Below are 21,767 nucleotides of genomic sequence, written 5' to 3'. Positions count from 1 at the left end.
AAAAAGGGTGCGGCAGCGATCACCACGGGCAACGGTGCCGCCCGTCGCATCCACGTCCAGCCACCCGTGCGATCCAAGACCTGACCCAAGTATCCAACCCTGTGGCCGGCCGACGCCGACGCATTGCACTGTCCCACGAAGCGCGAATGTCGGAAAATGGGGGGTTAGCTGCCATTGCCGGTAGCGATGCGGTCAGCTTCGTCTGCCAGTGCTAAAAGCTCGCGCTGCCCGTCCGCGTCCACTGGAAGGTCCACGCCGCTCGCCCGCAACCGGATGCTATCGACCAGCGGGTCGCGAAGGGAGCATGAAGTGAAATCGTCCCAATCGTATGGACCACATGTCTCGTCCAAGAAGGTGCGGATAACGCCAGCGGCGTAAGCTGCCTTGTCCTGCTGAGTCTTCATCTGGCGAGCTTACCAGCCGGGCTTCATGTCCGCTATTGGGCGTAAGCCGCCCGTCGGCTTCTGGACGACACGGCCTACCCAATGCCTTGCGACCGTCGGCACACTGCACCACCCTCCCCCCATGCCTCGTCCGCCCCGTCGCCGCACCACCCAGGGGCGCCAGTCCGCCGAAGCCGCTGGCCGACGGGCTGAACGGATCGCAGGCTGGTGGTTGCGACTGAAGGGCTGGCGCATCCTTGATCGCCGCGTGCGTACGCCGGCGGGTGAGGTGGACATCATCGCCCGCCGCGGTGCGCTGATCGCCTTCGTGAAGGCGTGAATTACACCCCGCGGCGCTATCAACTTGCGGCATGGCGTTGAAGATGAGATTCAATTTATATGACGCCATCCGCTGCCGAGATCGCCCAAGACTTTTTGTTGGCCGTGTGGGACAATGAAACGCCTTCTATCGAGGCGCTTAGCCAATCACTCGATAGGCTACTCGCTCGTTCTCACGATATTCCTTTCGCCGATTGCTCCGATGAGGATCGGGATCCTCCTAAGATCGATTTCCCTGCCCTCTACCAAGAGGTTGCCGTGCGATTCCTTGACCTCGGCTTGTATCCTGTAGCCGATCCGCTCGCCCCGCTCGATGATGAGAAAATGATGGCAGATGCCATTGATGACATTGCCGATATCACAAGGGATTTGCGCGAGGTGATATGGAGAGAGGCGCATCTCGGAGCCAGCGATGCGAACTGGTATTTCAGGATTATGTTCTTCCATTGGGGTCGTCACGCGCGGGAGCTTTCCCTTTATCTCCACGCCCGACAATTCAACTGAGCGATGGAACGAATACCCATCAGAAGTCGCCGGCAGCGACGCGAAGCCGAAGCAGCGGGTCGGCGTGGCGAACGCCTTGCGGCATGGTGGCTGAGACTCAAGGGCTGGCGAATACTTGACCGTCGTGTCCGCACTCCGGCGGGCGAAGTCGACTTGATTGCCCGAAAGGGGAACTTGATATCCTTCGTCGAGGTGAAGACCCGCGCCACCGCCGCCGAGCTCGACTTCGCGATCGACGAACGCCGCCTCGCCCGCGTCGCCGCGGCGGCGGAGGTGTTGATGCCGCGCTATGCCGGGCCGGGCGACGACATCCGCGTCGACGTCATCCTGCTCGCCCCCGGCACACGGCCGCGGCATATCGAGAATGCCTGGATCGGCTGAGCGTGTTGGATCGCCCGCACCGCAAGTGACGGATCGGGCGACGGAAAACGGGAGACGCTGTCCTACGCGCCCCGGCGCCGATAGCCTCCATCCATGCCCGTCCCGTCGCCCCGCCCCTTATCGCGTCCCGTCCAAGACACACAATCCCCCCCCTGCCCCATCGTCATCACAGCGCAGGCTGGGATCTCCCAATTATCGCGCGCAGAAAGCGCCGCGAGAGACCCCAGCCTGCGCTGGGGTGACGGTTGGGGGCGATCGCACCACAGGTCGGAAGGCAGGACGATGCTCGCGCAGAGGCGCGGAGACCGCAGAGGAGTCGCATCCGCCGTACCGGTGCGATCCGTCACCCCCGTCGGATATCAAGCGGAGCGCTGCGTCGCACGACACACCTCCGCGCCCTCTGCGCCTCTGCGCGAAACCCCCTCGTCTCCCTCACAAGAAAGACGTTCCGCCCCCCGCCTCCCGGCAACGACGTATCGTCCACTTCGTCCACTTCCGCGCGCGCTCCGGGTGACATTCCACCGCCCGCCCCCTAAGTCCCACCCCGAACCAACCCACTCGCGAGTGTGCCCATGACCCTCACCGTCGCCGTCCAGATGGACCCGCTCGATCAGATCAACATCGCCGGCGATTCGAGCTTCGCGCTGATGCTGGCAGGCCAGGCGCGCGGGCACCGGCTGTTCCATTACCTCGCCGAGGACCTGAATTACGCCGACGGCCGCGTCTGGGCGAAGGCGCATCCGGTGACGGTACAGCGCCCGGCGGCACCGGGCGCGGGCGACCATTTCCGCTTCGACGCGCCCGTCAGCCTCGATCTCGGCGAGCAGGCCGATGTCGTGCTGATGCGGCAGGACCCGCCTTTCGACCTCGGCTATATCACCGCGACGCATTTGCTCGAACGCATCGCCGATCGGACGCTCGTGGTGAACGATCCGCACAGCGTCCGCAACGCGCCCGAAAAGGTGTTCGTGCTCGACTATGCGCAGTTCATGCCGCCGACGCTCATCACCCGCAGCCTCGACGAAGCACGCGCCTTCCTCGCGCAACATGGCGAGATCGTCGTCAAGCCGCTGCATGGCAACGGCGGCAAGGCGATCTTCCGCGTCGGCAGCGACGGCGCGAACCTCTCCGCGCTGATCGAGGTGTTCAACCAGACCTGGCGCGAACCGCATATGATCCAGGCGTTCCTGCCCGCGGTGGCGAAGGGCGACAAGCGCATCGTCCTGATCGACGGCGAGGTCGCCGGCGCGATCAACCGCCTGCCCGGCGAAGGCGAAATCCGATCGAACCTCGCGGTCGGCGGCTCGGCGGTGAAGACCGAACTGACGGAGCGCGAGCGCGAGATCTGCGCCGTGCTCGGGCCGGAATTGAAGCGCCGCGGGCTGCTGTTCGTCGGTATCGACGTGATCGGCGGCGAATGGCTGACCGAAATCAACGTCACCAGCCCGACCGGCATCGTCGCGATCCAGACCTTCGACGGCACCGACGTCGCCGGCCTGATCTGGGATGCCATCGAGCGCCGCGTCGCGCAGCGCGCATCGGATGGCGCCGCAGCGGAACGCGGCTGACCCCGCGCCGTTACCTTGGGCCATGACCGAGTTCATCCTCAACGCCATCGCCCAGGGCGGCTATATCGGCATCTTCCTGCTGATGGCGCTGGAGAATGTCGTCCCGCCCATCCCGTCGGAGGTGATCATGGGCCTCGGCGGCATGGCGGTGGCGCGCGGCGACATGGCGATCGTGCCGCTAGTCCTGTGGGGCACCGCCGGCACCACCGCGGGCAATTACTTCTGGTATTTCATCGGCCGCCACATCGGCTACCAGCGCTTCCGCCCCTTCATCGAACGTCACGGCCGCTGGCTGACGATGGAGTGGGAGGATGTCGAAAAGCTCCACCGCTTCTTCTGCAAGCGCGGCGGCGGCGTGGTGTTCGTGTTCCGCTTCATGCCCACCTTCCGCACGCTCGTGTCGCTGCCCGCGGGCATGACCTGCATGCCGCTGTGGCGCTTCCTGGTCTGGACCTTCGCCGGCAGCCTGATCTGGAACAGCATGCTCGCCGCCGCCGGTGTCTATCTCGGGTCGAATTTCGAGGCGATCGACCGCTATGTCGGCCCCGCCGCCGTCGCGCTCAGCGTCGCGATCGTCCTGGCCTACCTCTATCGCGTCGTCACCTGGAAACCGCGCGCACGATAGGATCGGGGCACCGGTAAGGGCTTGAATGCGAGCGCAAACTCGAGACCCGCTGTCCTACATCCACCCAATCCGCTAACGCCAGTCATCCGGCATTCCCGCGTCATTGCGACGGAACAGTTCTTTCAATGGGTGCGACAATGGAAACGATCACCCCCGATCGTTTCGCCCAAGGTGTTCCCGTTGCCCATTTTCGCCGGCCATCACGCCCGCGGGTGCGCATTCCGATAGACGTCCAGCAGATGCGCCGCATCGACGGCGGTGTAGATTTGCGTCGAACTGAGGCTCGCATGCCCCAACAGCTCCTGCAACGCGCGCAGGTCGGCGCCGCGGCCCAGCAGATGCGTCGCGAAGCTGTGGCGCAGCGCATGCGGCGTCGTCCGCTCGCCAAGCCCCAGCCGGGCCCGCGCCGCGCGCACCGATCGCCGGATCATCCCCGGCGACAGCGGCCCGCCCTTCACGCCGCGGAACAGCGGCTCGTCCGGCGCGGGCGCCCAGGGCATCTGCGCCGCATAGGCCTCCACCGCGGTGCGCACCTGCGGCAGCAGTGGCACGATCCGCGTCTTGTCGCGCTTGCCCGTCACCGTCAGCGTCTCCCCCAGCGGCAGCACGCGCGCCGGCAGCGCGATCGCCTCGCCGATGCGCAGCCCTGCGCCATACAGCAGCAGCAGCACCGCCCAATCGCGCGCCCCCACCCAGGGTTCCGCCGCCTCGTCCGCCACCTCGCCGGCCAGCGCCATCACCTCGTCCGGCGCGATCGGCCGCGGCACGCCGGATTTGACGCGGGGGCCGCGCAGCCGCGGCATCGCCGCATCGGGCGCCACGAACGCCAGGAACCCCCGCACCGCCGACAGTTCGCGCGCGGCAGAGGCGTTGCCCAGCCCTTCGCCACGCCGCGCCGCCAAAAAGGCGCGCAGGTCCGCCGCGCTTACCCGTGCCAGCGCCGCCGCCGTCGGCCGCTCGCCCCAATGCGCCTGCAGGAACGCGACCAGCCGCTCCGCACTGGCGCGATAGGCGCGCACGGTATGCGCCGACCGACGCCGGTCGCGCGCCAGATGCGCCGCCCATTGCATCGTTAGGGGCATCGTTTCGTAAGGATCGGTCTCGCTCATTCCGTCGCGGTTGTGGCTCGGACCGCCCCGTGGGGGAAGGACATTTTAAGACCTTGGATGCCATGGGAAATGCCATGAACGATGCTGTCCTTCCCCCACAGGCGGCCTATGACGAAGCCGGTCGCCTGGCGGCGCTGCACGCGCTCAACCTGCTCGACAGCGAGCCCGAACGCGAATTCGATGCGGTGGTCGCACTGGCCGCAGACCTGCTCGGCTGTCCCACCGCGCTGATCAGCCTCGTCGATCGCGAGCGAATCTGGGTCAAGGCGATGAACGCGCCGGGTCCGAACGAACTTGGGCGCAACGTCGCGATGTGCGACCGCACCGTGCGACAGAATGAGCTGATGGTTATCACCGACATGACGCTGGATGCGCACTATCGCACCAGCCCGGTCGTGACGGACGCGGGCAACCGCTTCTACGCCGGCGTGCCGATCCATGTCGTCGATGGCCAGGGCGTGACGCAGCCGATCGGGACGTTGTGCGTGCTCGATGTCACGCCGCGCTCGCTTAACGCCGCTGGCGAAGCGGCGCTGCGCCACCTCGGAACGCTGGCCGAAGTGCTCATCGCCGCACGGCGGAATGCGATGGAGGCGATCCGCATCGCGACGACCGGCGAACAGCTGGTCCGCGACCTCGCGCGGCAGGACAAGATCTTCCGCCAGGCCGAACGCATCGCGCGGATCGGATCGTGGCGCCTGTCGCTCGGCGATTCGCAGCTCGAATGGTCGGAAAACGTCTTTCGCATCCACGGCGTGCCGACCGGCGACCAACCCCCGCTCAGCAAGGCGCTGGAATTTTACCCGCCGTATATGCGCGATCAGATTTCGGAAACGATCAGCCGCACGGTGCGGACCGGCGAGCCCTTCGACTTCGAATCTGCGCTGCACACCGCTGACGGGCGGCTGTTGCAGGTCCGCGCGGCGGGTGAGGCGGAACGGGGCGAGGACGGCAGCGTCCAGGCGCTGGTCGGCGTGTTCCAGGACATCACCGAACGCCATCGCCTCGAAACGCAGCTGCGCCGCTCGGCCGATACCGACGCGCTGACCGGCATCGCCAACCGCGCCGCCTTCGACCGCGAACTGGATGCCGCGATGACCCGCGCCCGCACCGACGGCAGTCCGCTGATGCTGATGCTGATCGATCTCGACGGGTTCAAGGCGATCAACGATGCGCTCGGCCATGATGCGGGCGACGACGTGCTGCGGCTGACCGGTGCGGCGCTGACCCAGCCGTGGCTGCGCGACTGTTTCGCGGCGCGGATCGGCGGCGACGAATTCGCCCTGATCGTCACCGCACCCGCGCTGATCGCCGATCCGGAACGGCTGTGCCGCGGCCTGGAAGCCGCGCTGCGCGTCCCCGTCACCGCCGGCGGCATCACGATGACGAGCGCGGGGTCGATCGGCCATGCGATGTTCGATACCGACTGCCACTCGCTGCGCGACTTCGCCCGCCGCGCCGACGCGATGCTCTACGCCGAAAAGCGCAAGCGCATCGGCCGCACGCCCACGGCACAACGGCGCGCGGGTTAGCGCGCCGCCTCCAGCATGCGCCTGCCGCGCAGGTACATCTCCAGCCGCTGCGCCGCGAACAGGCCCAGCGCCAGCGCCATCAGCACGTCGGTCGCTGCCATCGGATCGAACGCGCCGCCGCTGTAGCTCATTGCCCCCCGCGCCCCGCTGCGCACGACGATGAGGACGACGATGAACAGCAATGCGGCGGGCGACGATGTCTGGTTCAGCGTATGCGTTTCGGGATCGAACATGATCCGCATCATCTTGCCCCGCTGCCAGCCCAGCGCCGCGCCAAGCCCCAGCGCCAGCAGGCAGAAAAGCCACGCCAGCCCCTTGGGCGGGTGCATCGCAAAGGCGAAGACGACGAGTGCGGCATAGGCGGCGGGCAGCATCCACAGCCGCTCCAGCTTCAGCGGCGTCACCCGGCTCATTCGCTTCCACCGGATCGCCACGACGATCGCGATGACGACGAACGGGATCGCATAGCTGATCCAGCCGCCCGCCTGATGTACCTGCATTCGCTACCCCTGCCCTGTTCGGACGCAGGGTAGCGAGGGCAGGGACCCGACGGAAGGGGAGACGCCGTTACTCCGCCGCCGCGGCCAGCGGCTGCTCCTTCCACACCAGCACCGGCTTGCGCGCCGCCAGCGTTTCGTCGAGCCGGGCCCGGGGGGCGAAGTGCGGTGCGGTCTTCAGGCTGGCATCGCCGGCCTTCGCCCGCTCCGCCACGCTGCGCAGCGCGCCGATGAACTGGTCGAGCGCTGCCTTCGATTCGGTCTCGGTCGGCTCCACCAGCATCGCGCCATGGACGACGAGCGGGAAGTAGACCGTCATCGGGTGGAAGCCCTCGTCGATCAGCCCCTTGGCGACGTCGAGCGTCGAGAAGCCCTCGGCAAGGTTGGCGTCGCTGAAGATCGCCTCGTGCATGCACGGCCCCGCCTTCGCGAAGGGCGCGTCGAGCGTGCCTTCCAGGCTGCGCAGCACGTAATTGGCGTTGAGCACCGCATCCTCGGCGACTTGGCGCAGGCCGTCGGCGCCATGACTGAGGATATAGGTCAGCGCCCGGGTGAACATACCCATCTGGCCGTGGAACGCGGTCATCCGGCCGAACGTGTCGGGATGGTCGTCGCCCGCCGTCTCTTCCTCGATCAGCTGGATATGACCGTCCGCCATCCGCGCGGTGAACGGCAGCGGCCCGAACGGCGCCAGCGCTTCGGACAGCACCACCGGCCCAGACCCCGGCCCGCCGCCGCCGTGCGGCGTCGAGAAGGTCTTGTGCAGGTTGATGTGCATCGCATCGACGCCCAGATCGCCCGGACGCACCCGCCCGACGATGGCGTTGAAGTTCGCGCCGTCGCAATAGACGTAGCCGCCCGCCGCATGCACCGCATCCGAAATGCGCTTCAGATCGCGTTCGAACAGACCGCAGGTGTTGGGGTTGGTGATCATCACCGCCGCCACGTCCGGCCCCAGCCGCGCTTCCAATGCCGCGGTGTCGATACGGCCGTCGGGCGTGGCGGGGATATCCTCGACGGTGAAGCCCGCGAAGGCGGCGGTCGCCGGGTTGGTGCCGTGCGCCGATTCCGGCACCAGCACGACCTTGCGATGGCCCTCGCCACGCTTCTCCAGCGCCGCCTTGATGCACAGGATACCGCACAGCTCGCCATGCGCGCCCGCCTTGGGGCTCATCGCGACGCCGTACATGCCGGTCAGCTTGATCAGCCACACCGCCAGTTCGTTGATGACGCCCAGCGCGCCTTGCACGGTATCGACCGGCTGCAAGGGATGGACGTCGGCAAAGCCCGGCATCCGCGCAACGCGTTCGTTGAGGCGCGGATTGTGCTTCATCGTGCACGAGCCGAGCGGGAACAGCCCCAGGTCGATCGCGTAATTCTGCCGGCTGAGCCGCGTATAATGGCGGATCGTTTCCGGCTCGGCGAGGCCCGGCAGGCCGATCGGCTGCTTGCGCGTCAGGTCGCCCAACCGCGATCCCGCGACGTCGCCGTCCGGAAAGTCGACGCCGGTCGTCTCGGTCGAACCGATCTCGAAGATCAACGGCTCTTCCAGCATCAGCGCGCGATTACCGGTGAAGGTCTGGCCCGCCGCACCGTCACGTGCGGTCATCTCGGGGCGCCAGCCGCTCTGGTTGATGCTCATGCCAAAACCTCCTCGAGTGCGGCGGCAAGGGTTTCGACGTCCTCCGTGGTCGTCGTTTCGGTGACCGCGACGATCAGCCCGTTGGCGAGGGCATCCTCGCCCGGATACAGCCGGCCGAGCGACACGCCCGCCAGAATATCGCGATCCGCCAGCGTGCGGACGACGGGACGCGCTTCGTTGGGCAGCTTCAGCGTAAATTCGTTGAAGAAGCTCTGCGTCACCAGCTCGACGCCCGGCACCTTGCTCAGCCGATCTGCCGCACGGCACGCGCCGGCGTGGTTGATCGCGGCGAGCCGGCGCAGGCCAGCCTCACCGAGCAGCGTCATGTGGATCGAGAAGGCGAGCGCACACAGGCCCGAATTGGTGCAGATGTTGCTCGTCGCCTTTTCGCGACGGATATGCTGTTCGCGCGTCGACAGCGTCAGCACGAAGCCGCGCTTGCCGTCGGCGTCCACCGTCTCGCCGCAGAAGCGGCCCGGCATCTGGCGGATATACTTTTCCTTGCAACCCATCAGCCCGACGTACGGGCCACCGAACTGCAGGCCGACGCCCAGCGACTGGCCTTCGCCGACGACGATATCGGCGTCCATTTCGCCTGGGCTACGGATCGCGCCCATCGCCACCGGCTCGGTAACGACCGCGATCAGCAGCGCCTTGTTCTTGTGGCAGGCGTCGGCCAGCGGCGTCAGGTCGGCGATGCGGCCGAGGATGTCCGGATATTGCACGACGACGCACGACGTATCGCCGTCGATCTTTTCGATCAGCCGATCAATGTCCATCTCGCCGGTCAGCCAGGGCGTCGTCGTGTCCAGCGTATCACCGGTATATTTCGCCATCGTCTTGGCGACGCTGACATAATGCGGATGCAGGCCAGCCGACAGGATCGCCTTGCCGCGCTTGGTGATGCGCCGCGCCATGCCGATCGCTTCCCAGCATGCGGTCGAACCGTCGTACATCGACGCGTTCGCGACGTCGGTGCCGAGCAGGCGCGCGACCTGCGTCTGGAACTCGAACAGCATCTGCAGCGTGCCCTGTGCGATCTCGGGCTGATACGGCGTATAGGCGGTCAGGAACTCGCCGCGCTGGATCAGGTGATCGACCGTCGCGGGCACATGATGCCGATACGCGCCCGCACCGAGGAAGAAGGGCACTTCGCCCGCGACCGTGTTCGCCCGCGCGAGCTTGGCCATATGCCGCTCGACCGCGAGTTCGGTGGCGTGATTGGGCAGGCCATGGACGGGGCCGTCGAGCCGGGCAGCCTCGGGCACGTCGACGAACAGGTCGTCGATGCTGGCGGCGCCGATGACGGACAGCATCGCCTCACGGTCGGTTTGGGTAAGCGGCAGATAGCGCATCATAGGCTCCTCCCCTCCCGGGAAGGGAGGGGTCGGGGGTGGGTAGCGTCCTGGTGGTACGGCAAGGCTTGCCCGGCGCAGCGGCCGTACAGCAAGCACTCCACCCACCCCCAGCCCCTCCCTTCCCGGGAGGGGAGCAGGTCTTACAGCTTCGCGACGAACGCTTCGTAGGCGGTCTCGTCCATCAGCGTTTCCAGCTCGGACGGATCGCTCAGCGTGATCTTGAAGAACCAGCCCTCGCCCTCGGCGTCCGAGTTGACGAGGCTGGGATCGTCGGCAAGCTGGCTGTTGCCTTCCAGCACGTTGCCCGACACCGGCGAATAGACGTCCGACGCCGCCTTCACCGATTCGACCACCGCCGCCTCGTCGCCCTTCGACAGCGCCTTGCCGTCTTCGGGGACGTCGACGAACACGATGTCGCCCAGCTGGCTCTGCGCATATTCCGAGATGCCGACCGTGCCGATGTCACCATCGACATCGACCCATTCGTGATCTTCGGTGAAGTAACGGCTCATCTTGACTGGCTCCAGAAAGCCTACGCCTTGCGGACGTAGCGGTGGGGAACGAAAGGCATCGGGGTGACGATGCCCTCATGGATCTTGCCGCGCTGGACGAGGCGGACGGCGGTGCCGGCGCTCGCCAGATCGGCGGGGATATAGGCCATTGCGATCGGCGCGCCGACGCTGGGGGCAAAGCCGCCGCTGGTCACGCGGCCGATCACCGCGCCGTCCGCGTCGACGACGCTCGCGCCCTCGCGCACCGGCTGGCGCCCGGCAACCGACAGGCCCACGCGCTTCACCGCCGCGCCGCTCTCGCGCTCGGCGAGGATGCGGCCGGCACCGGCGAAGTCGGCCGCCTCGCGGCGGCGCTTCGACAGGGCGAAGCCCAGGTCCGCCATCACCGGCGTCGTTTCGGGATCGAGGTCGTGACCGTACAGCGGCAACCCGGCCTCGAGCCGCAGCGAATCGCGCGCGCCCAGGCCGATCGGCTTCACCTCGGGCTGCTCGCACAGCGCATCGGCGAAGGCTGCGGCTGCCTCGGCCGGGATCGAAATCTCGACGCCATCTTCCCCGGTATAGCCCGAGCGGCTGATCCACAGCGCATGGCCGTTCCATTCGAACGCACCCGCCGTCATGAACACGAGGCTCTCGACACCCGGCACCAGCCGCGCGACCGCTTCGACCGCCTTCGGCCCCTGCACCGCGAGCAGCGCCTGCTCGTCCATCAGGTTCAGCGTCACATCGTCGGGCAGCACGTCGAGCAGATAGGCGAGATCGTCATATTTGGTCGCGCCGTTGACGACGACATAATAGCTCGCCTCGCCGAACGGATGCGCGCCGTCTGCCGGCAGCGTCGTCACCATCAGATCGTCGAGGATGCCGCCCTCGTCGTTCAGCAGCAGCGAATAGCGGATCTTGGTCGGCGCCAGGCCGGCGATGTCGCCCGGCAGCACCGCTTCCAGCGCCTTCGCGATCGCCGCCGCATCCAGGCCGTCCCCGGTCAGCGTCACCTGCCCCATGTGGCTGACGTCGAACAGCCCGACCGAGTCGCGCACCCACAGATGCTCGGCCATGATGCCTTCATACTGGACGGGCATTTCGTAGCCGGCAAACGGCACCATGCGGCCGCCACGGGCGCGGTGCCAGGCGTCGAGCGGCAGGTGCAGGATGGCGGGTTCGTCGCCCTCGTCGATCCCATCGAGCGGGTCGGGCAGGGTTTCCGTCAACGTCTCGCTCATCAACCGTCTCCAGATCAAGGCCACGCGACCGGTCCCGCGGGGGCATACCCGCCGTCACGATCCGTCGAACCCCCTCTGTCACGGGAACCTGAGAGCTTTCGCCGGCACCGCCGGCTTACCCCTTCGGTGGCCCCTAGAAGGGGCGCTTTCCAGAGTATCGATAAGGCCTGCGCGGTCCGTTTGCCTGAGAGATTCCGGGGTGGTTGCTCCTTCGGCGGCCCCTTTCGTGAGGGGCTCTCTCCCGCGCATGCCCATGACGGTTCGCACCGCCATCGACAAGCGCCGCTCTGGCGAGCGAGGCCGGTTTAGTCAATTGAGAAAGCGGCCGATCGGGCCAAGTTGGGTAAACGAGACGACCGCCCCATCTCCCCCGTCACCCCGGACGTGTTCCGGGGTCCACCGGGCCGCGGGGGTAGCGCCTGTGCCTCCAGCCGTCCCCCTCGCCGCGGAGTGGAGCCCGGAACACGTCCGGGGTGACGACGGGAAGGCGGTGACCGACCGCCCTTACCGCTGCGCGTTATACTTCAGCTGGTCGTCGGTCAGCTGGAAGCCGACGAGCGCTTCGAACGTCGCGCGCAGCACGGCGCTCCGCACCTCGGGCTTGGTCAGCGGATCGACCGCGGCATCCTCGTCGCCGGCCTTGCGCTTCTTGGTCAGTTCCTCGCGCACCGACTCCGGCAGCGTCGCCGCGGCTCGGCCGATCGTGGTCGATGCCGTGCCGCTCGCCTGCGCGCGGGTCTGGCCGGCATCGAAATGCACCGTCACCGTTCCCTTGCGCTTCGCGGTCACCGCCGTGCCGCCGCGCACGATCGCGATATAATAGGGGAGCGTCACGTCGCGCGCCGCATCGGCGCGGTTGCGACGGGCGAGCACGTCGAAGGTGATCGTCGTCGTGATGTCGTCGCCCACGTCGGCGCAGGTGCCGCGGACGTGCGTCATGTTCGCGACCACGTCGATCGCATTCTCGTCGCGGCTGGTCGCCGGATCGAACAGCGTGATGTCGCCGGTGCCCGCCGCGACGCCCACCGTCGGGCAGGCCGAACGCACGGCGGTGATGCCGCCTTCCACGATCTCGCCCTTGCCCGCGCAACCGGACAGGATCAACGCGAGGGCGCAAAGGCCGATTGCCGGGGTTTTCACGAGGACGCGTACCTTTGTCGAACGAGCAGGACCAGCGCCGGCGCGGGGCCGGCGTTGCGGCGCGCACCATAGGAACCGCCTTTCGCGCGCGCAAGCAATCGCGTAAGCGGCAGGACATGGCCTCCATCTCCGCAGACGCCGCCGCCGGCACCTCCCGGCTTCCGCTCGACCTGCTGATCGCCGCGCCGCGCGGCTTTTGCGCCGGGGTCGACCGCGCGATCCGCATCGTCGAACTCGCGATCGAAAAGCACGGTGCGCCCGTCTATGTCCGGCACGAGATCGTCCACAACAAGTTCGTCGTCGATACGCTGAAGGCGAAGGGCGCGATCTTCGTCGAAGAGCTGGACCAGGTCCCCGACGGCGTGCCCGTCGTCTTTTCCGCGCATGGCGTGCCCAAATCGGTGCCCGCCGCCGCCGAGGATCGCGGCCTGTCCTATCTCGACGCGACCTGCCCGCTGGTGTCCAAGGTGCATCGCCAGGCCGAACGGTTGGTCGACGCCGGCCGCCATATCATCTTCATCGGCCACGCCGGCCATCCGGAGGTCATCGGCACGTTTGGCCAGGTGCCCGAAGGCGCGATGTCGCTGATCGAGACGGTCGAAGACGCCGAGGCCTTCACGCCCCCCGATCCCGCCAACCTCGCCTTCCTGACGCAGACGACGCTGTCGGTCGACGATACCGCAGCCGTCGTCGCCACGCTGCAGCGCCGCTTCCCGCTGATGCAGGCGCCGCGCGGCGAGGACATCTGCTATGCGACGTCGAACCGGCAGGCCGCGGTCAAGGCGATCGCCGGCCAGTGCGATGCGATGCTGGTGATCGGCGCGCCCAATTCGTCCAACTCGGTGCGCCTCGTCGAGGTGGCAGAGCGCGAGGGCATCCCCGCGCGGCTGATCCAGCGCGCCGCCGATCTCGACTGGTCGTTCCTCCACGGCGTCGGCACGCTCGGCATCACCGCCGGCGCATCGGCGCCCGAACAGCTGGTGCGCGAACTCGTCGACCTGCTCGCCACCCGCTACGACGTCACCGAGCGCGAGGAAGAGACGACGCGCGAAACGATCGCCTTCAAGCTGCCGCGCGGGCTGGAAGCGGCATAGGCGCTTCTCCCCTCCCTCACAGGGAGGGAACGGGGGTGGGTGGCGTCCAGGCGAAACGGCCACCAGGCGCCCGACGCCGCCGCACCACCAGCACGCCACCCACCCCCAGCCCCTCCCTGAGAGGGAGGGGAGAAAGAGAGACCGTCATGGCCGTCTACACGCAGGTGTCCGCCGAATCCCTCGACGCCTTCCTGCGCCGCTACGACGATGTCGGCGATCTCGTCTCGGCCAAGGGCATCGCCGAAGGGGTGGAGAACAGCAATTACCTCGTCGATACGACCACCTCGCGCTTCATCCTGACGCTGTACGAAAAGCGCGTGGATGCGGGCGACCTGCCCTTCTTCCTCGCCCTGCTCGATCATCTCGCCGCGCGCGGTTTGCCGGTGCCGCCGGCACTCGCCGATCGCGAAGGCGTCGCGATCCAGACGCTGGAAGGGCGTCCCGCCTGCCTGATCCGCTTCCTGACTGGTATCTCGCTCTCGCGTCCCACGCCGCAGCAAGCGGTCACCGCAGGCGCCGCGCTCGGCCGCATGCACGGCGCGGTCGCCGACTTCGCCGGGCAGCGGCCCAACACGCTGGGGGTGGCCGACTGGCGCCCCCTGCTCGACCGCTGCGGTCACGACCTCGATGGCATCGCACCCGGCCTCTACGGCCGCATGGACGCCGCGCTGGCCGCGGTCGAGGCCGCTTGGCCGCGCGATCTCGCCACCAGCGTCATCCACGCCGATCTGTTTCCCGACAATGTCCTGATGCTGGGCGACCAGGTGACCGGACTCATCGATTTCTACTTCGCCTGCAACGACATCCGCGCCTATGACGTCGCGGTGATGCACACCTCCTGGGCCTTCGATGCCGTCGGCGCGCCGCTCGATGGCGTCGGCTCCGCGGTGCTCGCCGGTTACGACGCGGCGTTCGGCTTGTCTGCCGAGGAGCGCACGGCGCTGCCCGTGCTGGCCAAGGGCGCGTGCATCCGGTTCCTGCTGACCCGCGCGTGGGATTGGCTCAATACCCCGGCCGATGCGCTGGTGACGCGCAAGGACCCACTCGCCTATCTGCGCCGCCTCGACTGGTATGACGCGCATCCGGAGGCTTTCGCATGACCGAACCGCAACTCGTCGAAATCGCCACCGACGGCGCGTGCAAAGGCAATCCGGGCCCCGGCGGCTGGGGCGCGCTGCTGCGCTTCGGCACCCACGAAAAGGAATTGTCGGGCGGCGAGACGCTCACCACCAACAACCGCATGGAACTGACCGCCGCGATCGAGGCGTTGCGCGTCCTCACTCGCCCGTGCCGCATCCGCCTGTCGACCGACAGCAAATATGTGATGGACGGGCTGACCCGCTGGATTCACGGCTGGCGCAAGAACGGCTGGCGCACCGCCGACAAGAAGCCGGTGAAGAATGCCGAACTATGGCAGGCGCTATTCGCCGAAACGCAGAAGCACGAGATCGAGTGGGTCTGGGTGAAGGGCCATGCCGGCCACCCCGACAACGAACGCGTCGACAAGCTCGCCAGCGATGCGGCGCTGGCAGCAAGCCGCCCGGCGAGCTGACGCATCCCGCCCGCTACCCCCGCCGCGGAGCCGGGGCGGCGGCAACAGGCTGCCCCTCAGTCCTCCTGCACCTCGGCGGTCGGCCCATTCTTCAGGATCGAAGCGATCGCGTTACGCGCCGAGGCACGGCTCTCATAGCCCTCGGTCCACCAGATCAATTCGTTGTTGAACTTGAACTTGGCGACGAACTCGCCCGCCTTGTTCTTCTCGATCACGAACCTGTGCGCCATGACGACACTCCCGCTGATACGATGTGCAACGTCATAGCAAAGAAACGGACGCGCTAGAAGCGCGTCGGCGCGTACCGCTCGGTGTCCACGCCCACCAGCCAGTCGGGCAGGCTGCGCCCCAGCAACAGGCTCGCCGCCAGCGCGGCCGCGGCGGGGGCGGTCTGGATGCCGAAGCCCCCCTGGCCGGCGCACCAGAACAAGCCCGGGACGTCGCGGTCGAAGCCGTACACGGGCAAACGGTCCGGCGCGAAGCTGCGCAGCCCCGCCCAGCGCCGCTCGACCGCATCGACGCGCCAGTCGACGACCCCCTCGAACCGTTCGATCGCGATGGCGACGTCCATCTCGTCGGCAGCAGCGTCGCCTGCGTCGGTCGGCGTCTCGTCATGCGGGGTCAGCCACAGCCGCCCGCCCGCCTCCGGCTTGAAGTAGAAGCGCCCGCCGATGTCCTTGACGTGCGGCATCGCCGGCGGTGCGGCGGGATCGGTACGCAGCTGCACCATCGTCCGCCGATAGGGGGCGATGCCGAGCGGCCGGGCGCCCGCGCGCACCGCCACCGTATCCGCCCACGCCCCCGCCGCATTCACCAAGATGCGGGCCCTATAAGCGCCGGCCGCCGTCTCGATCGTCCATACGCCGTCGGCGTGCTGGGCCGCGATCAATCCGGCCCGCGTCACGATCTCGCCGCCCATCCGCCGGACGATGCCGAGGTAAGCGAGGTGCAAAGCGGCGACGTCGATATAGGCGCAACTCGGCTCGATCACGCCCAGCGTCCAGTCGGCACGCAGTCCCGGTACGTAGTCGCGTGGATCGACCCGCGCCAGCGCGACCGGCGTATCGGCGAAGGCGGCGAGCAGCGCGTCGATCGCGCCCGCATCCTCGGCGCGCCCGATATGCAAGGATCCGAGCGGCGTCAGCACGTCATGCGCGCGCAAGCCCGCCTCCGACGCGCTGGTCAGCGGCTGGATGCCCGGCCCGCCATAGGTTTCCGACCAGAACGCCGCCGACCGCCCCGTCGCATGGTATCCAGGCTGATCCTCCGCCTCGAGCAGCAGCACGCGGGCATCGCGTCCGATCGCCGCGGCCAGGCTCGCGCCGGCGATCCCTGCGCCGATGATGGCGATGTCATGGATCATGCCGCCAGCCGCTTGGCGAGGAAGGCATCGATCAGCCGATAGGCCCGCAGCCGCACCCCATCCGCCTCGCGGAGGATTTCATGCGCCGATTCGGGCCCGAACCGCACCAGCTCGACATCGGGCAACCGCCCGGCGAGCCGCACCGCAGCGGCGGGATCGACCAGACCATCTTCGTCGGCGACCAGCATCAGGATCGGCGTCGTCAGCGCGGCGAGCCGCGGATCGGCCTGCAACCGTGCGCCCGACGCGAACGCCTCGGCCACCCATCCCCAGCTTGGCGGTCCCAGCCGCAGCGCCGGATCGCGCGCGTACCAATAGGCTTCGTCCGCATAGCGTGCGTGCGAATGCGTCAGCAGCCGCTCGCGATGCCCGGCGGAGGCCGCATCGCCGCGGACCTTCCACGCTGCCCGCGTCGGATCGAGCCGCGCCAGCACCCGCGCCAGCAGCGCGCCCAGCCGGTTGCCGATCGGCGAGCGGATGCCGACCATCGGCGCGACCAGCACCGCAGCATCGGGATCGACCCGCCCCTCGATCAGCGCCCGCAGCACCAGATGCCCGCCCATCGAATGGCCGAGCAGCGCCACCGGCGTGTCCGCCTCCGCCCGCCACGCGCGCCAGAAATGGCCGAGGTCCTCGACCCATGGCGCAAAGCTCGCCGCATGGCCGACGTGGGGATCGGCGCACAGCCGGCCCGACCCGCCCTGCCCGCGCCAGTCGAACGCGGTCACCGACCAGCCGTGATCGTGCAGCCACCCCATCGTCTCGACGAATTTCTCGATGATGTCGGCGCGCCCGCCCTGCACCAGGATGCGCCCGCGCGGGGCGGGATGCGTCCAGTCGAACCGGCGATGGCGCCAGCCGTCGGGCGCCACCCATTCGGACAGGCGCGACCCCGCAGGCCAGTCGCGGCGCAGCGCGTCGGGATCGGCGGATACGGTCGTGCTGGCGGCGGTCATGGCGATGGAGTCATGCAAATCAGGGTCATCGCCATCATGGTTACGGTTTGGCAAGCCATGCCGTCTACCAGTGATCGCGTGATGGGATGGAACGCTTTCGCGATCGTCGGACTCGCCGTGGTCCTGGCCGCCCTGCTGCTGGCGGCGGGGATCGAGGATGCGCGCACCCGCGAGATCGCCAATGCCAAGAATGCGGCGATCGCGCTGCTCGCGCCACTATGGTGGTGGGCCCTGGGCTTGGGGTGGACCGACGTCGGCGTGCAACTGCTCGTCGCCGCGATCGTCTTCGGGGTCTTCGTCGGCGCCTTTGCCGCCGGCTGGATGGGCGGCGGCGACGTCAAGATGATCGCCGCCATCTCGCTGTGGCTGCCGCTCGGCAGCCTCGTCGACATGCTGATGGTGATGGCGGTGCTGGGCGGCGCGATCACCGTGCTGATGATGATCGACCAGCGCCGCCGCCGCGCCTTCGGCACGATCGAGGTGCCCTATGGCGTCGCCATCGCGGCCGCCGCGCTGCTGGTGCTGCCGGCGATCCTGCCGATCGACGGTCCTGTGCCGGCTGCGGCCCAAGTGGCGCAAACCCGATCTTAACCACTCCGCTGCAATGATTACCGTCGGATCAACCACCGGCGACCTGAAAGGCCCGATGAGACATGGATAGTCGCAAGATCGTTTTGCTGGTGGGCGCGCTGTTCGTGGCCGGCATTACGGCATTCTTCGCTCGCACGCTCATCGCCGGGTCCGCCGCACCGCAGGCGGCTGCCATGGGCACGCCGCCGCCACCGCCGCCCGTCACTGGCCCCGAAGTACTGGTCGCGACGCGGGCGCTGCCCGTCGGCACCATCCTGGATGCGACCGCGCTGAAGTTTCAGCCCTGGCCCAAGGAACTGGTCGACGGCGCTTATTATCTGAAGCCGACGACGGACATCACCAAGCTGCAGGGCACGGTGGTGCGCAACGCGATCACCGCAGGCCAGCCGCTCACCAAGGGCGCGCTCGTTTCGCCGGGGGATCGCGGCTTCCTGGCCGCGGCGCTCGGCCCGGGCATGCGCGCGGTCACCGTCGCCGTGTCGAATCAGGCCGCGGTGGCGGGCTTCGTCTTTCCGGGCGACCGGATCGACCTGGTCCTGACGCAGACGGTTGCCGGCGGTGGCGACGGTCCGCCGCTGAAGGTGTCCGAAACGATCATGCGCAACGTCCGCGTGCTCGCCACCGACCAGCGCACCGACAATGTCGTGGGCGAGGACGGCAAGACCAAGGTCAGCACCTATTCCACCGTCACGCTGGAGGCGACGCCCAAGATGGCCGAACAGGTCGCCGTCGCGCGCACGATCGGCGAGCTGTCGCTGTCGCTGCGTGCGCTGGCCGACAATCCCAGCGAACTCGAAGAAGCGATCGCCAATGGCGCGGTGAAGGTGCCGGGCGATGCCAAGGGCGAAAAGGCGATGATGCTGCGCGTCGCCGCCCAACCGCAAAGCGGCAGCTCCAGCTTCGCCACCGGCGCCGACGTGTCGCGCTACCAGCGCAGCACGGTGCCGACCGGCAAGGGCAATGGCCCCGCCTCGGTCCAGGGCGTGCCCCTGCCGGGTGCGGGTACGCCGGGTGCGGCAGCGGGAAGCACCGCCGTCGCCATGGGACCCGTCGTGCGCGTCGCGCGCGGCAACAACGTGACCGTCGTTCCGGTCGGGGGGAAGAATTAAGATGCGCACCATCGTATCTGCCGACACACGCCGGCGCACCGCGCCGCCGCGCACGGCATCGCTCGGACTGGCGCTGGGCCTCGTGCTCGCAGCCGGCACGCTCGGCGGCAGCGCCGATGCGCGCCTGCCCGCCGGCGGCGCCAGCGTGGCGGGATCGTCGATCGTGCAGGTCAACACCGGCCGCGGCCGGCTGGTGACGCTGCCGCGCGCGATGAGCGACGTGTTCGTCGCCGACGAAACCATCGCCGACGTGCAGGTCCGCTCGCCGACCCAGCTCTATATCTACGGCAAGAAGACCGGCGAGACGACGATCTCCGCCACCGCAAAGGGCGGCGCGGTCGTCTATGCGACCACGGTCCGCGTCGGCCAAAACCTCGATTCGATCAGCACGATGCTGCGGCTGGCGATGCCCGATGCGCAGCTCACCGCGACGCCGATGAACGGCCTGGTCCTGCTCACCGGCACGGTGGCCGGGCCGGGCGATGCGGCGGAAGCCGAGCGCCTGGTCCAGGCCTATGTCGGAGATACCACCAAGGTCCTCTCGCGCCTGCGCACCGCGACGCCGCTGCAGATCAACCTGCAGGTCCGCGTGGCGGAGGTCAGCCGCAACTTCATCAAGAACGTCGGCGTCAACTGGCAGACCAACGACGCCACCAGCGGCTTCAAGTTCGGTCTGGCGCAGGGCCGCGGCGCCAGCACCAATTTCACACCCGGCGGGCAGCTGGGCACGGGCTTCACCACCCCCGCCACCGGCAGCAGCATCATCACCCAGGCCGCGAACAGCGCGACTTTGGGCCTCGCCAGCAAGCTGTTCGGCGTCGACGTGATCGGCGCACTCGACCTGGGCGAGACGACCGGTCAGGTGACGACGCTCGCCAACCCCAATCTCACCGCTTTGTCGGGTGAGACCGCCACCTTCCTCGCCGGCGGTGAAGTGCCGGTGCCGATTGCGGGCGGCTTCGGCACGACCTCGGTCGAATACAAGCAATATGGCGTCAGCCTGGCCTATACGCCGACGGTGCTGTCGGACGGGCGCATCTCTCTGCGCGTCCGCCCGGAAGTGTCGCAGCTCGATTACGCCAATGCCGTCCAGCTCAACGGCACGCGCGTGCCCGGCCTCACCACCCGCCGCGTCGAAACGACGCTGGAACTGGGATCGGGCCAGAGCATGATGATCGGCGGCCTGCTGCAGAACGGCCACAACAACACGATCCAGAAAACGCCGTTCCTCGGCGACCTGCCGATCATCGGCTCGCTGTTCCGCTCGAACGGCTTTCAGCGCAACGAGACGGAACTGGTCATCATCATCACCCCGTATCTGGTGAAGCCGGTGAACAGCCTGTCGCAGATCGCGATGCCGACCGATGGCTATCGGGCACCGACCGACGCCGAACGCCTGCTGCTCGGGCAAATATCCGGCACGCCGGGTGGCCCGCGACCGGGACCGGTGATGGTGCCGGGTTCGCCGATGGCGGTGTCGCCGACGATTGGAGCCGCCGCCGCGGTGCCCGTCGGCCGCGCGCCCGTCCCCGCCTCGCCGCGCACCAGCGCCGATCCGCGCGCGACCGTGCGCCGGGCCGGAGCGGCGCCCGTCCCCGGCTTTTCCAACTGATGGCTTGCTCCAAGGACATGGCTGCGATGACCAAGCGTTCGATCCTTCCTGCCACGCTGCGTGCGACGCTGGCTACGCCGGCCTTGTTGCTCGGCGGCTGCATGGGCACGCAGAATCCGGGGATCACCTCGGTGCATCAGCCCGTCGTCTCCCGTCAGGACTATGCGCTCGACGTCGCCACCGCCGGCGGGCGGCTCGCCCCCAGCGAAGCGCGCCGCCTGTCGGACTGGATGAACACTATGCATCTGGGCTTCGGCGATCGCGTCGGCGTCGATGCCGGCGGCCCGATCCCGGTTGCGGCGCGCGACGAGGTCGCCGCCGTGGTCGCCAGCTATGGCCTGCTGCTGTCGGACGATCACCCGGTCACCGCTGCCCCGGTGACGCCGGGCACGGTCCGCGTCGTGGTCAGCCGCATGCACGCCCGCGTTCCCGGCTGCCCCGACTGGAGCCGCGACGCCTCGCACGAATTCGACGCCAATACCTCGTCGAACTTCGGCTGTGCGGTGAACACCAATCTGGCCGCCATGGTCGCTCGTCCGGGCGATCTGGTGCGCGGCGTCGATCACGATCCGATCAGCGATCCGGTGCTTACCGCCAAGGCGATCGACGCCTATCGCAAGAAACCGGCGACCGGCGCAGGCGCGCTGGAACAGGTCAGCGCCAAGGGGGGCCGTTGA

23 protein-coding genes, 1 pseudogene and 1 riboswitch are annotated in these 21,767 nt (G+C 68.2%); of the genes and pseudogenes, 13 read left to right on the top strand and 11 right to left on the bottom strand.

Translation table 11 applies throughout. The features are described 5' to 3' along the window. Nucleotides 1–164: 164 nt before the first annotated feature. Nucleotides 165–404 carry a hypothetical protein gene (locus tag SPHME3_RS0106510; protein ID WP_017980029.1) on the bottom strand — a complete coding sequence of 80 codons (240 nt, stop codon included), beginning with the start codon at nt 402–404 and terminating at the stop codon, nt 165–167. Between the two features lie 121 nt (nt 405–525). Here SPHME3_RS0106510 and SPHME3_RS20670 point away from each other — a divergent pair. The 5 genes and pseudogenes from SPHME3_RS20670 to SPHME3_RS0106485 all read left to right on the top strand — a co-directional run. Beyond that, nucleotides 526–717, top strand: a pseudogene (locus SPHME3_RS20670) (YraN family protein); the annotation flags it as partial. Nucleotides 718–782: 65 nt separating this feature from the next. Further along, a complete protein-coding gene (locus SPHME3_RS0106500; protein WP_017980031.1) occupies nt 783–1,226 on the top strand; it encodes a hypothetical protein in 444 nt (147 codons plus the stop codon). A 3-nt stretch (nt 1,227–1,229) separates the two neighbouring features. Continuing rightward, nucleotides 1,230–1,607 (top strand): YraN family protein, encoded by a 378-nt coding sequence (locus SPHME3_RS20665; protein WP_026151849.1) that lies wholly within the window; start codon nt 1,230–1,232, stop codon nt 1,605–1,607. A gap of 572 nt (nt 1,608–2,179) precedes the next feature. Continuing rightward, nucleotides 2,180–3,175, top strand: coding sequence for a glutathione synthase (gene gshB, locus SPHME3_RS0106490; RefSeq protein ID WP_017980033.1), 996 nt, complete (start codon nt 2,180–2,182; stop codon nt 3,173–3,175). Between the two features lie 22 nt (nt 3,176–3,197). Next, nucleotides 3,198–3,800, top strand: coding sequence for a DedA family protein (locus tag SPHME3_RS0106485; protein WP_017980034.1), 603 nt, complete (start codon nt 3,198–3,200; stop codon nt 3,798–3,800). Between the two features lie 200 nt (nt 3,801–4,000). Here SPHME3_RS0106485 and SPHME3_RS0106480 read toward each other — a convergent pair whose 3' ends face one another. Further along, nucleotides 4,001–4,870, bottom strand: a complete 870-nt coding sequence (locus tag SPHME3_RS0106480) for a tyrosine recombinase XerC (RefSeq protein WP_018250624.1) — start codon at nt 4,868–4,870, stop codon at nt 4,001–4,003. A 113-nt stretch (nt 4,871–4,983) separates the two neighbouring features. Here SPHME3_RS0106480 and SPHME3_RS0106475 point away from each other — a divergent pair, with 113 nt between their 5' ends. Further along, nucleotides 4,984–6,441, top strand: coding sequence for a sensor domain-containing diguanylate cyclase (locus SPHME3_RS0106475; RefSeq protein ID WP_017980036.1), 1,458 nt, complete (start codon nt 4,984–4,986; stop codon nt 6,439–6,441). Here the strand turns inward: SPHME3_RS0106475 and SPHME3_RS0106470 are convergent. From SPHME3_RS0106470 to SPHME3_RS0106445, 6 genes are all read right to left on the bottom strand, one after another. Continuing rightward, nucleotides 6,438–6,941: a CcdC protein domain-containing protein gene (locus tag SPHME3_RS0106470; RefSeq protein ID WP_017980037.1), complete on the bottom strand. Its 504-nt coding sequence runs from the start codon at nt 6,939–6,941 to the stop codon at nt 6,438–6,440. The genes SPHME3_RS0106475 and SPHME3_RS0106470 overlap by 4 nt on opposite strands. A 67-nt stretch (nt 6,942–7,008) precedes the next feature. Then, nucleotides 7,009–8,580 (bottom strand): aminomethyl-transferring glycine dehydrogenase subunit GcvPB, encoded by a 1,572-nt coding sequence (gene gcvPB, locus SPHME3_RS0106465; RefSeq protein ID WP_017980038.1) that lies wholly within the window; start codon nt 8,578–8,580, stop codon nt 7,009–7,011. Next, a complete protein-coding gene (gene gcvPA, locus SPHME3_RS0106460; protein WP_024310355.1) occupies nt 8,577–9,935 on the bottom strand; it encodes an aminomethyl-transferring glycine dehydrogenase subunit GcvPA in 1,359 nt (452 codons plus the stop codon). The genes gcvPB and gcvPA overlap by 4 nt, the downstream gene beginning before the upstream one ends. Before the next feature lie 143 nt (nt 9,936–10,078). After that, nucleotides 10,079–10,450 carry a glycine cleavage system protein GcvH gene (gene gcvH / locus SPHME3_RS0106455; RefSeq protein WP_017980040.1) on the bottom strand — a complete coding sequence of 124 codons (372 nt, stop codon included), beginning with the start codon at nt 10,448–10,450 and terminating at the stop codon, nt 10,079–10,081. A gap of 20 nt (nt 10,451–10,470) precedes the next feature. Next, nucleotides 10,471–11,673 carry a glycine cleavage system aminomethyltransferase GcvT gene (gene gcvT, locus SPHME3_RS0106450; protein WP_017980041.1) on the bottom strand — a complete coding sequence of 401 codons (1,203 nt, stop codon included), beginning with the start codon at nt 11,671–11,673 and terminating at the stop codon, nt 10,471–10,473. A gap of 162 nt (nt 11,674–11,835) precedes the next feature. Beyond that, nucleotides 11,836–11,927, bottom strand: a riboswitch (glycine riboswitch). A gap of 250 nt (nt 11,928–12,177) precedes the next feature. Continuing rightward, nucleotides 12,178–12,777 (bottom strand): hypothetical protein, encoded by a 600-nt coding sequence (locus SPHME3_RS0106445; protein ID WP_017980042.1) that lies wholly within the window; start codon nt 12,775–12,777, stop codon nt 12,178–12,180. Nucleotides 12,778–12,929: 152 nt separating this feature from the next. Between SPHME3_RS0106445 and ispH the strand changes: the two genes are divergently transcribed. The 3 genes from ispH (at nt 12,930) to rnhA (ending at nt 15,459) form a co-directional block, all read left to right on the top strand. Further along, a complete protein-coding gene (ispH, locus tag SPHME3_RS0106440) occupies nt 12,930–13,907 on the top strand; it encodes a 4-hydroxy-3-methylbut-2-enyl diphosphate reductase (RefSeq protein ID WP_029720656.1) in 978 nt (325 codons plus the stop codon). A gap of 146 nt (nt 13,908–14,053) precedes the next feature. Continuing rightward, nucleotides 14,054–15,007 carry a homoserine kinase gene (gene thrB, locus SPHME3_RS0106435; protein ID WP_017980044.1) on the top strand — a complete coding sequence of 318 codons (954 nt, stop codon included), beginning with the start codon at nt 14,054–14,056 and terminating at the stop codon, nt 15,005–15,007. Next, on the top strand, nt 15,004–15,459 hold the full coding sequence (gene rnhA, locus SPHME3_RS0106430) for a ribonuclease HI (RefSeq protein WP_017980045.1): 456 nt from the start codon (nt 15,004–15,006) through the stop codon (nt 15,457–15,459). The genes thrB and rnhA overlap by 4 nt, the downstream gene beginning before the upstream one ends. 56 nt (nt 15,460–15,515) lie before the next feature. Here the strand turns inward: rnhA and SPHME3_RS20660 are convergent, their stop codons facing one another. The 3 genes from SPHME3_RS20660 to SPHME3_RS0106415 are packed head-to-tail and all read right to left on the bottom strand — an operon-like array spanning nt 15,516 to nt 17,778. Continuing rightward, a complete protein-coding gene (locus SPHME3_RS20660; RefSeq protein ID WP_017980046.1) occupies nt 15,516–15,689 on the bottom strand; it encodes a YegP family protein in 174 nt (57 codons plus the stop codon). A 53-nt stretch (nt 15,690–15,742) separates the two neighbouring features. Further along, nucleotides 15,743–16,822, bottom strand: coding sequence for an NAD(P)/FAD-dependent oxidoreductase (locus SPHME3_RS0106420; RefSeq protein WP_017980047.1), 1,080 nt, complete (start codon nt 16,820–16,822; stop codon nt 15,743–15,745). Next, entirely contained in the window at nt 16,819–17,778 is a 960-nt protein-coding gene (locus tag SPHME3_RS0106415) for an alpha/beta fold hydrolase (protein WP_017980048.1), read from the bottom strand. Before SPHME3_RS0106415 ends, SPHME3_RS0106420 begins: the two co-directional genes overlap by 4 nt. An 81-nt stretch (nt 17,779–17,859) precedes the next feature. Between SPHME3_RS0106415 and SPHME3_RS0106410 the strand changes: the two genes are divergently transcribed. From SPHME3_RS0106410 to SPHME3_RS0106395, 4 genes are all read left to right on the top strand, one after another. Further along, nucleotides 17,860–18,369, top strand: coding sequence for an A24 family peptidase (locus tag SPHME3_RS0106410; RefSeq protein WP_017980049.1), 510 nt, complete (start codon nt 17,860–17,862; stop codon nt 18,367–18,369). A 62-nt stretch (nt 18,370–18,431) separates the two neighbouring features. Then, the gene (cpaB, locus tag SPHME3_RS0106405) at nt 18,432–19,478 is read left to right on the top strand and encodes a Flp pilus assembly protein CpaB (protein ID WP_017980050.1); all 1,047 of its coding nucleotides are present in this window, start codon (nt 18,432–18,434) and stop codon (nt 19,476–19,478) included. Between the two features lies 1 nt (nt 19,479). Continuing rightward, nucleotides 19,480–21,090, top strand: coding sequence for a type II and III secretion system protein family protein (locus SPHME3_RS0106400; protein WP_017980051.1), 1,611 nt, complete (start codon nt 19,480–19,482; stop codon nt 21,088–21,090). Between the two features lie 17 nt (nt 21,091–21,107). Further along, on the top strand, nt 21,108–21,767 hold the full coding sequence (locus tag SPHME3_RS0106395) for a CpaD family pilus assembly protein (protein WP_017980052.1): 660 nt from the start codon (nt 21,108–21,110) through the stop codon (nt 21,765–21,767).

Origin of the sequence: Sphingomonas melonis DAPP-PG 224 (genome assembly GCF_000379045.1) — a bacterium.
In the GTDB taxonomy this organism is placed as follows: domain Bacteria; phylum Pseudomonadota; class Alphaproteobacteria; order Sphingomonadales; family Sphingomonadaceae; genus Sphingomonas; species Sphingomonas aquatilis.
This window is presented reverse-complemented; position numbering and strand designations above follow the sequence as displayed.

Excerpts from the sequence above, each read along its gene's own strand:
- gcvPB (WP_017980038.1), bottom strand. The coding sequence starts at position 8,580 with ATGAGCATCAACCAGAGCGGCTGGCGCCCCGAGATGACCGCACGTGAC.
- SPHME3_RS0106475 (WP_017980036.1), top strand. The coding sequence starts at position 4,984 with ATGAACGATGCTGTCCTTCCCCCACAGGCGGCCTATGACGAAGCCGGT.
- SPHME3_RS20665 (WP_026151849.1), top strand. The coding sequence starts at position 1,230 with ATGGAACGAATACCCATCAGAAGTCGCCGGCAGCGACGCGAAGCCGAA.
- SPHME3_RS0106510 (WP_017980029.1), bottom strand. The coding sequence starts at position 404 with ATGAAGACTCAGCAGGACAAGGCAGCTTACGCCGCTGGCGTTATCCGC.
- gcvT (WP_017980041.1), bottom strand. The coding sequence starts at position 11,673 with ATGAGCGAGACGTTGACGGAAACCCTGCCCGACCCGCTCGATGGGATC.
- SPHME3_RS0106470 (WP_017980037.1), bottom strand. The coding sequence starts at position 6,941 with ATGCAGGTACATCAGGCGGGCGGCTGGATCAGCTATGCGATCCCGTTC.
- SPHME3_RS0106500 (WP_017980031.1), top strand. The coding sequence starts at position 783 with ATGACGCCATCCGCTGCCGAGATCGCCCAAGACTTTTTGTTGGCCGTG.
- cpaB (WP_017980050.1), top strand. The coding sequence starts at position 18,432 with ATGGATAGTCGCAAGATCGTTTTGCTGGTGGGCGCGCTGTTCGTGGCC.
- ispH (WP_029720656.1), top strand. The coding sequence starts at position 12,930 with ATGGCCTCCATCTCCGCAGACGCCGCCGCCGGCACCTCCCGGCTTCCG.
- rnhA (WP_017980045.1), top strand. The coding sequence starts at position 15,004 with ATGACCGAACCGCAACTCGTCGAAATCGCCACCGACGGCGCGTGCAAA.
- gshB (WP_017980033.1), top strand. The coding sequence starts at position 2,180 with ATGACCCTCACCGTCGCCGTCCAGATGGACCCGCTCGATCAGATCAAC.
- gcvH (WP_017980040.1), bottom strand. The coding sequence starts at position 10,450 with ATGAGCCGTTACTTCACCGAAGATCACGAATGGGTCGATGTCGATGGT.
- SPHME3_RS0106400 (WP_017980051.1), top strand. The coding sequence starts at position 19,480 with ATGCGCACCATCGTATCTGCCGACACACGCCGGCGCACCGCGCCGCCG.
- thrB (WP_017980044.1), top strand. The coding sequence starts at position 14,054 with ATGGCCGTCTACACGCAGGTGTCCGCCGAATCCCTCGACGCCTTCCTG.
- SPHME3_RS0106395 (WP_017980052.1), top strand. The coding sequence starts at position 21,108 with ATGGCTGCGATGACCAAGCGTTCGATCCTTCCTGCCACGCTGCGTGCG.
- SPHME3_RS0106420 (WP_017980047.1), bottom strand. The coding sequence starts at position 16,822 with ATGATCCATGACATCGCCATCATCGGCGCAGGGATCGCCGGCGCGAGC.
- SPHME3_RS0106480 (WP_018250624.1), bottom strand. The coding sequence starts at position 4,870 with ATGCAATGGGCGGCGCATCTGGCGCGCGACCGGCGTCGGTCGGCGCAT.
- SPHME3_RS0106485 (WP_017980034.1), top strand. The coding sequence starts at position 3,198 with ATGACCGAGTTCATCCTCAACGCCATCGCCCAGGGCGGCTATATCGGC.
- SPHME3_RS20660 (WP_017980046.1), bottom strand. The coding sequence starts at position 15,689 with ATGGCGCACAGGTTCGTGATCGAGAAGAACAAGGCGGGCGAGTTCGTC.
- SPHME3_RS0106410 (WP_017980049.1), top strand. The coding sequence starts at position 17,860 with ATGGGATGGAACGCTTTCGCGATCGTCGGACTCGCCGTGGTCCTGGCC.
- gcvPA (WP_024310355.1), bottom strand. The coding sequence starts at position 9,935 with ATGCGCTATCTGCCGCTTACCCAAACCGACCGTGAGGCGATGCTGTCC.
- SPHME3_RS0106415 (WP_017980048.1), bottom strand. The coding sequence starts at position 17,778 with ATGACCGCCGCCAGCACGACCGTATCCGCCGATCCCGACGCGCTGCGC.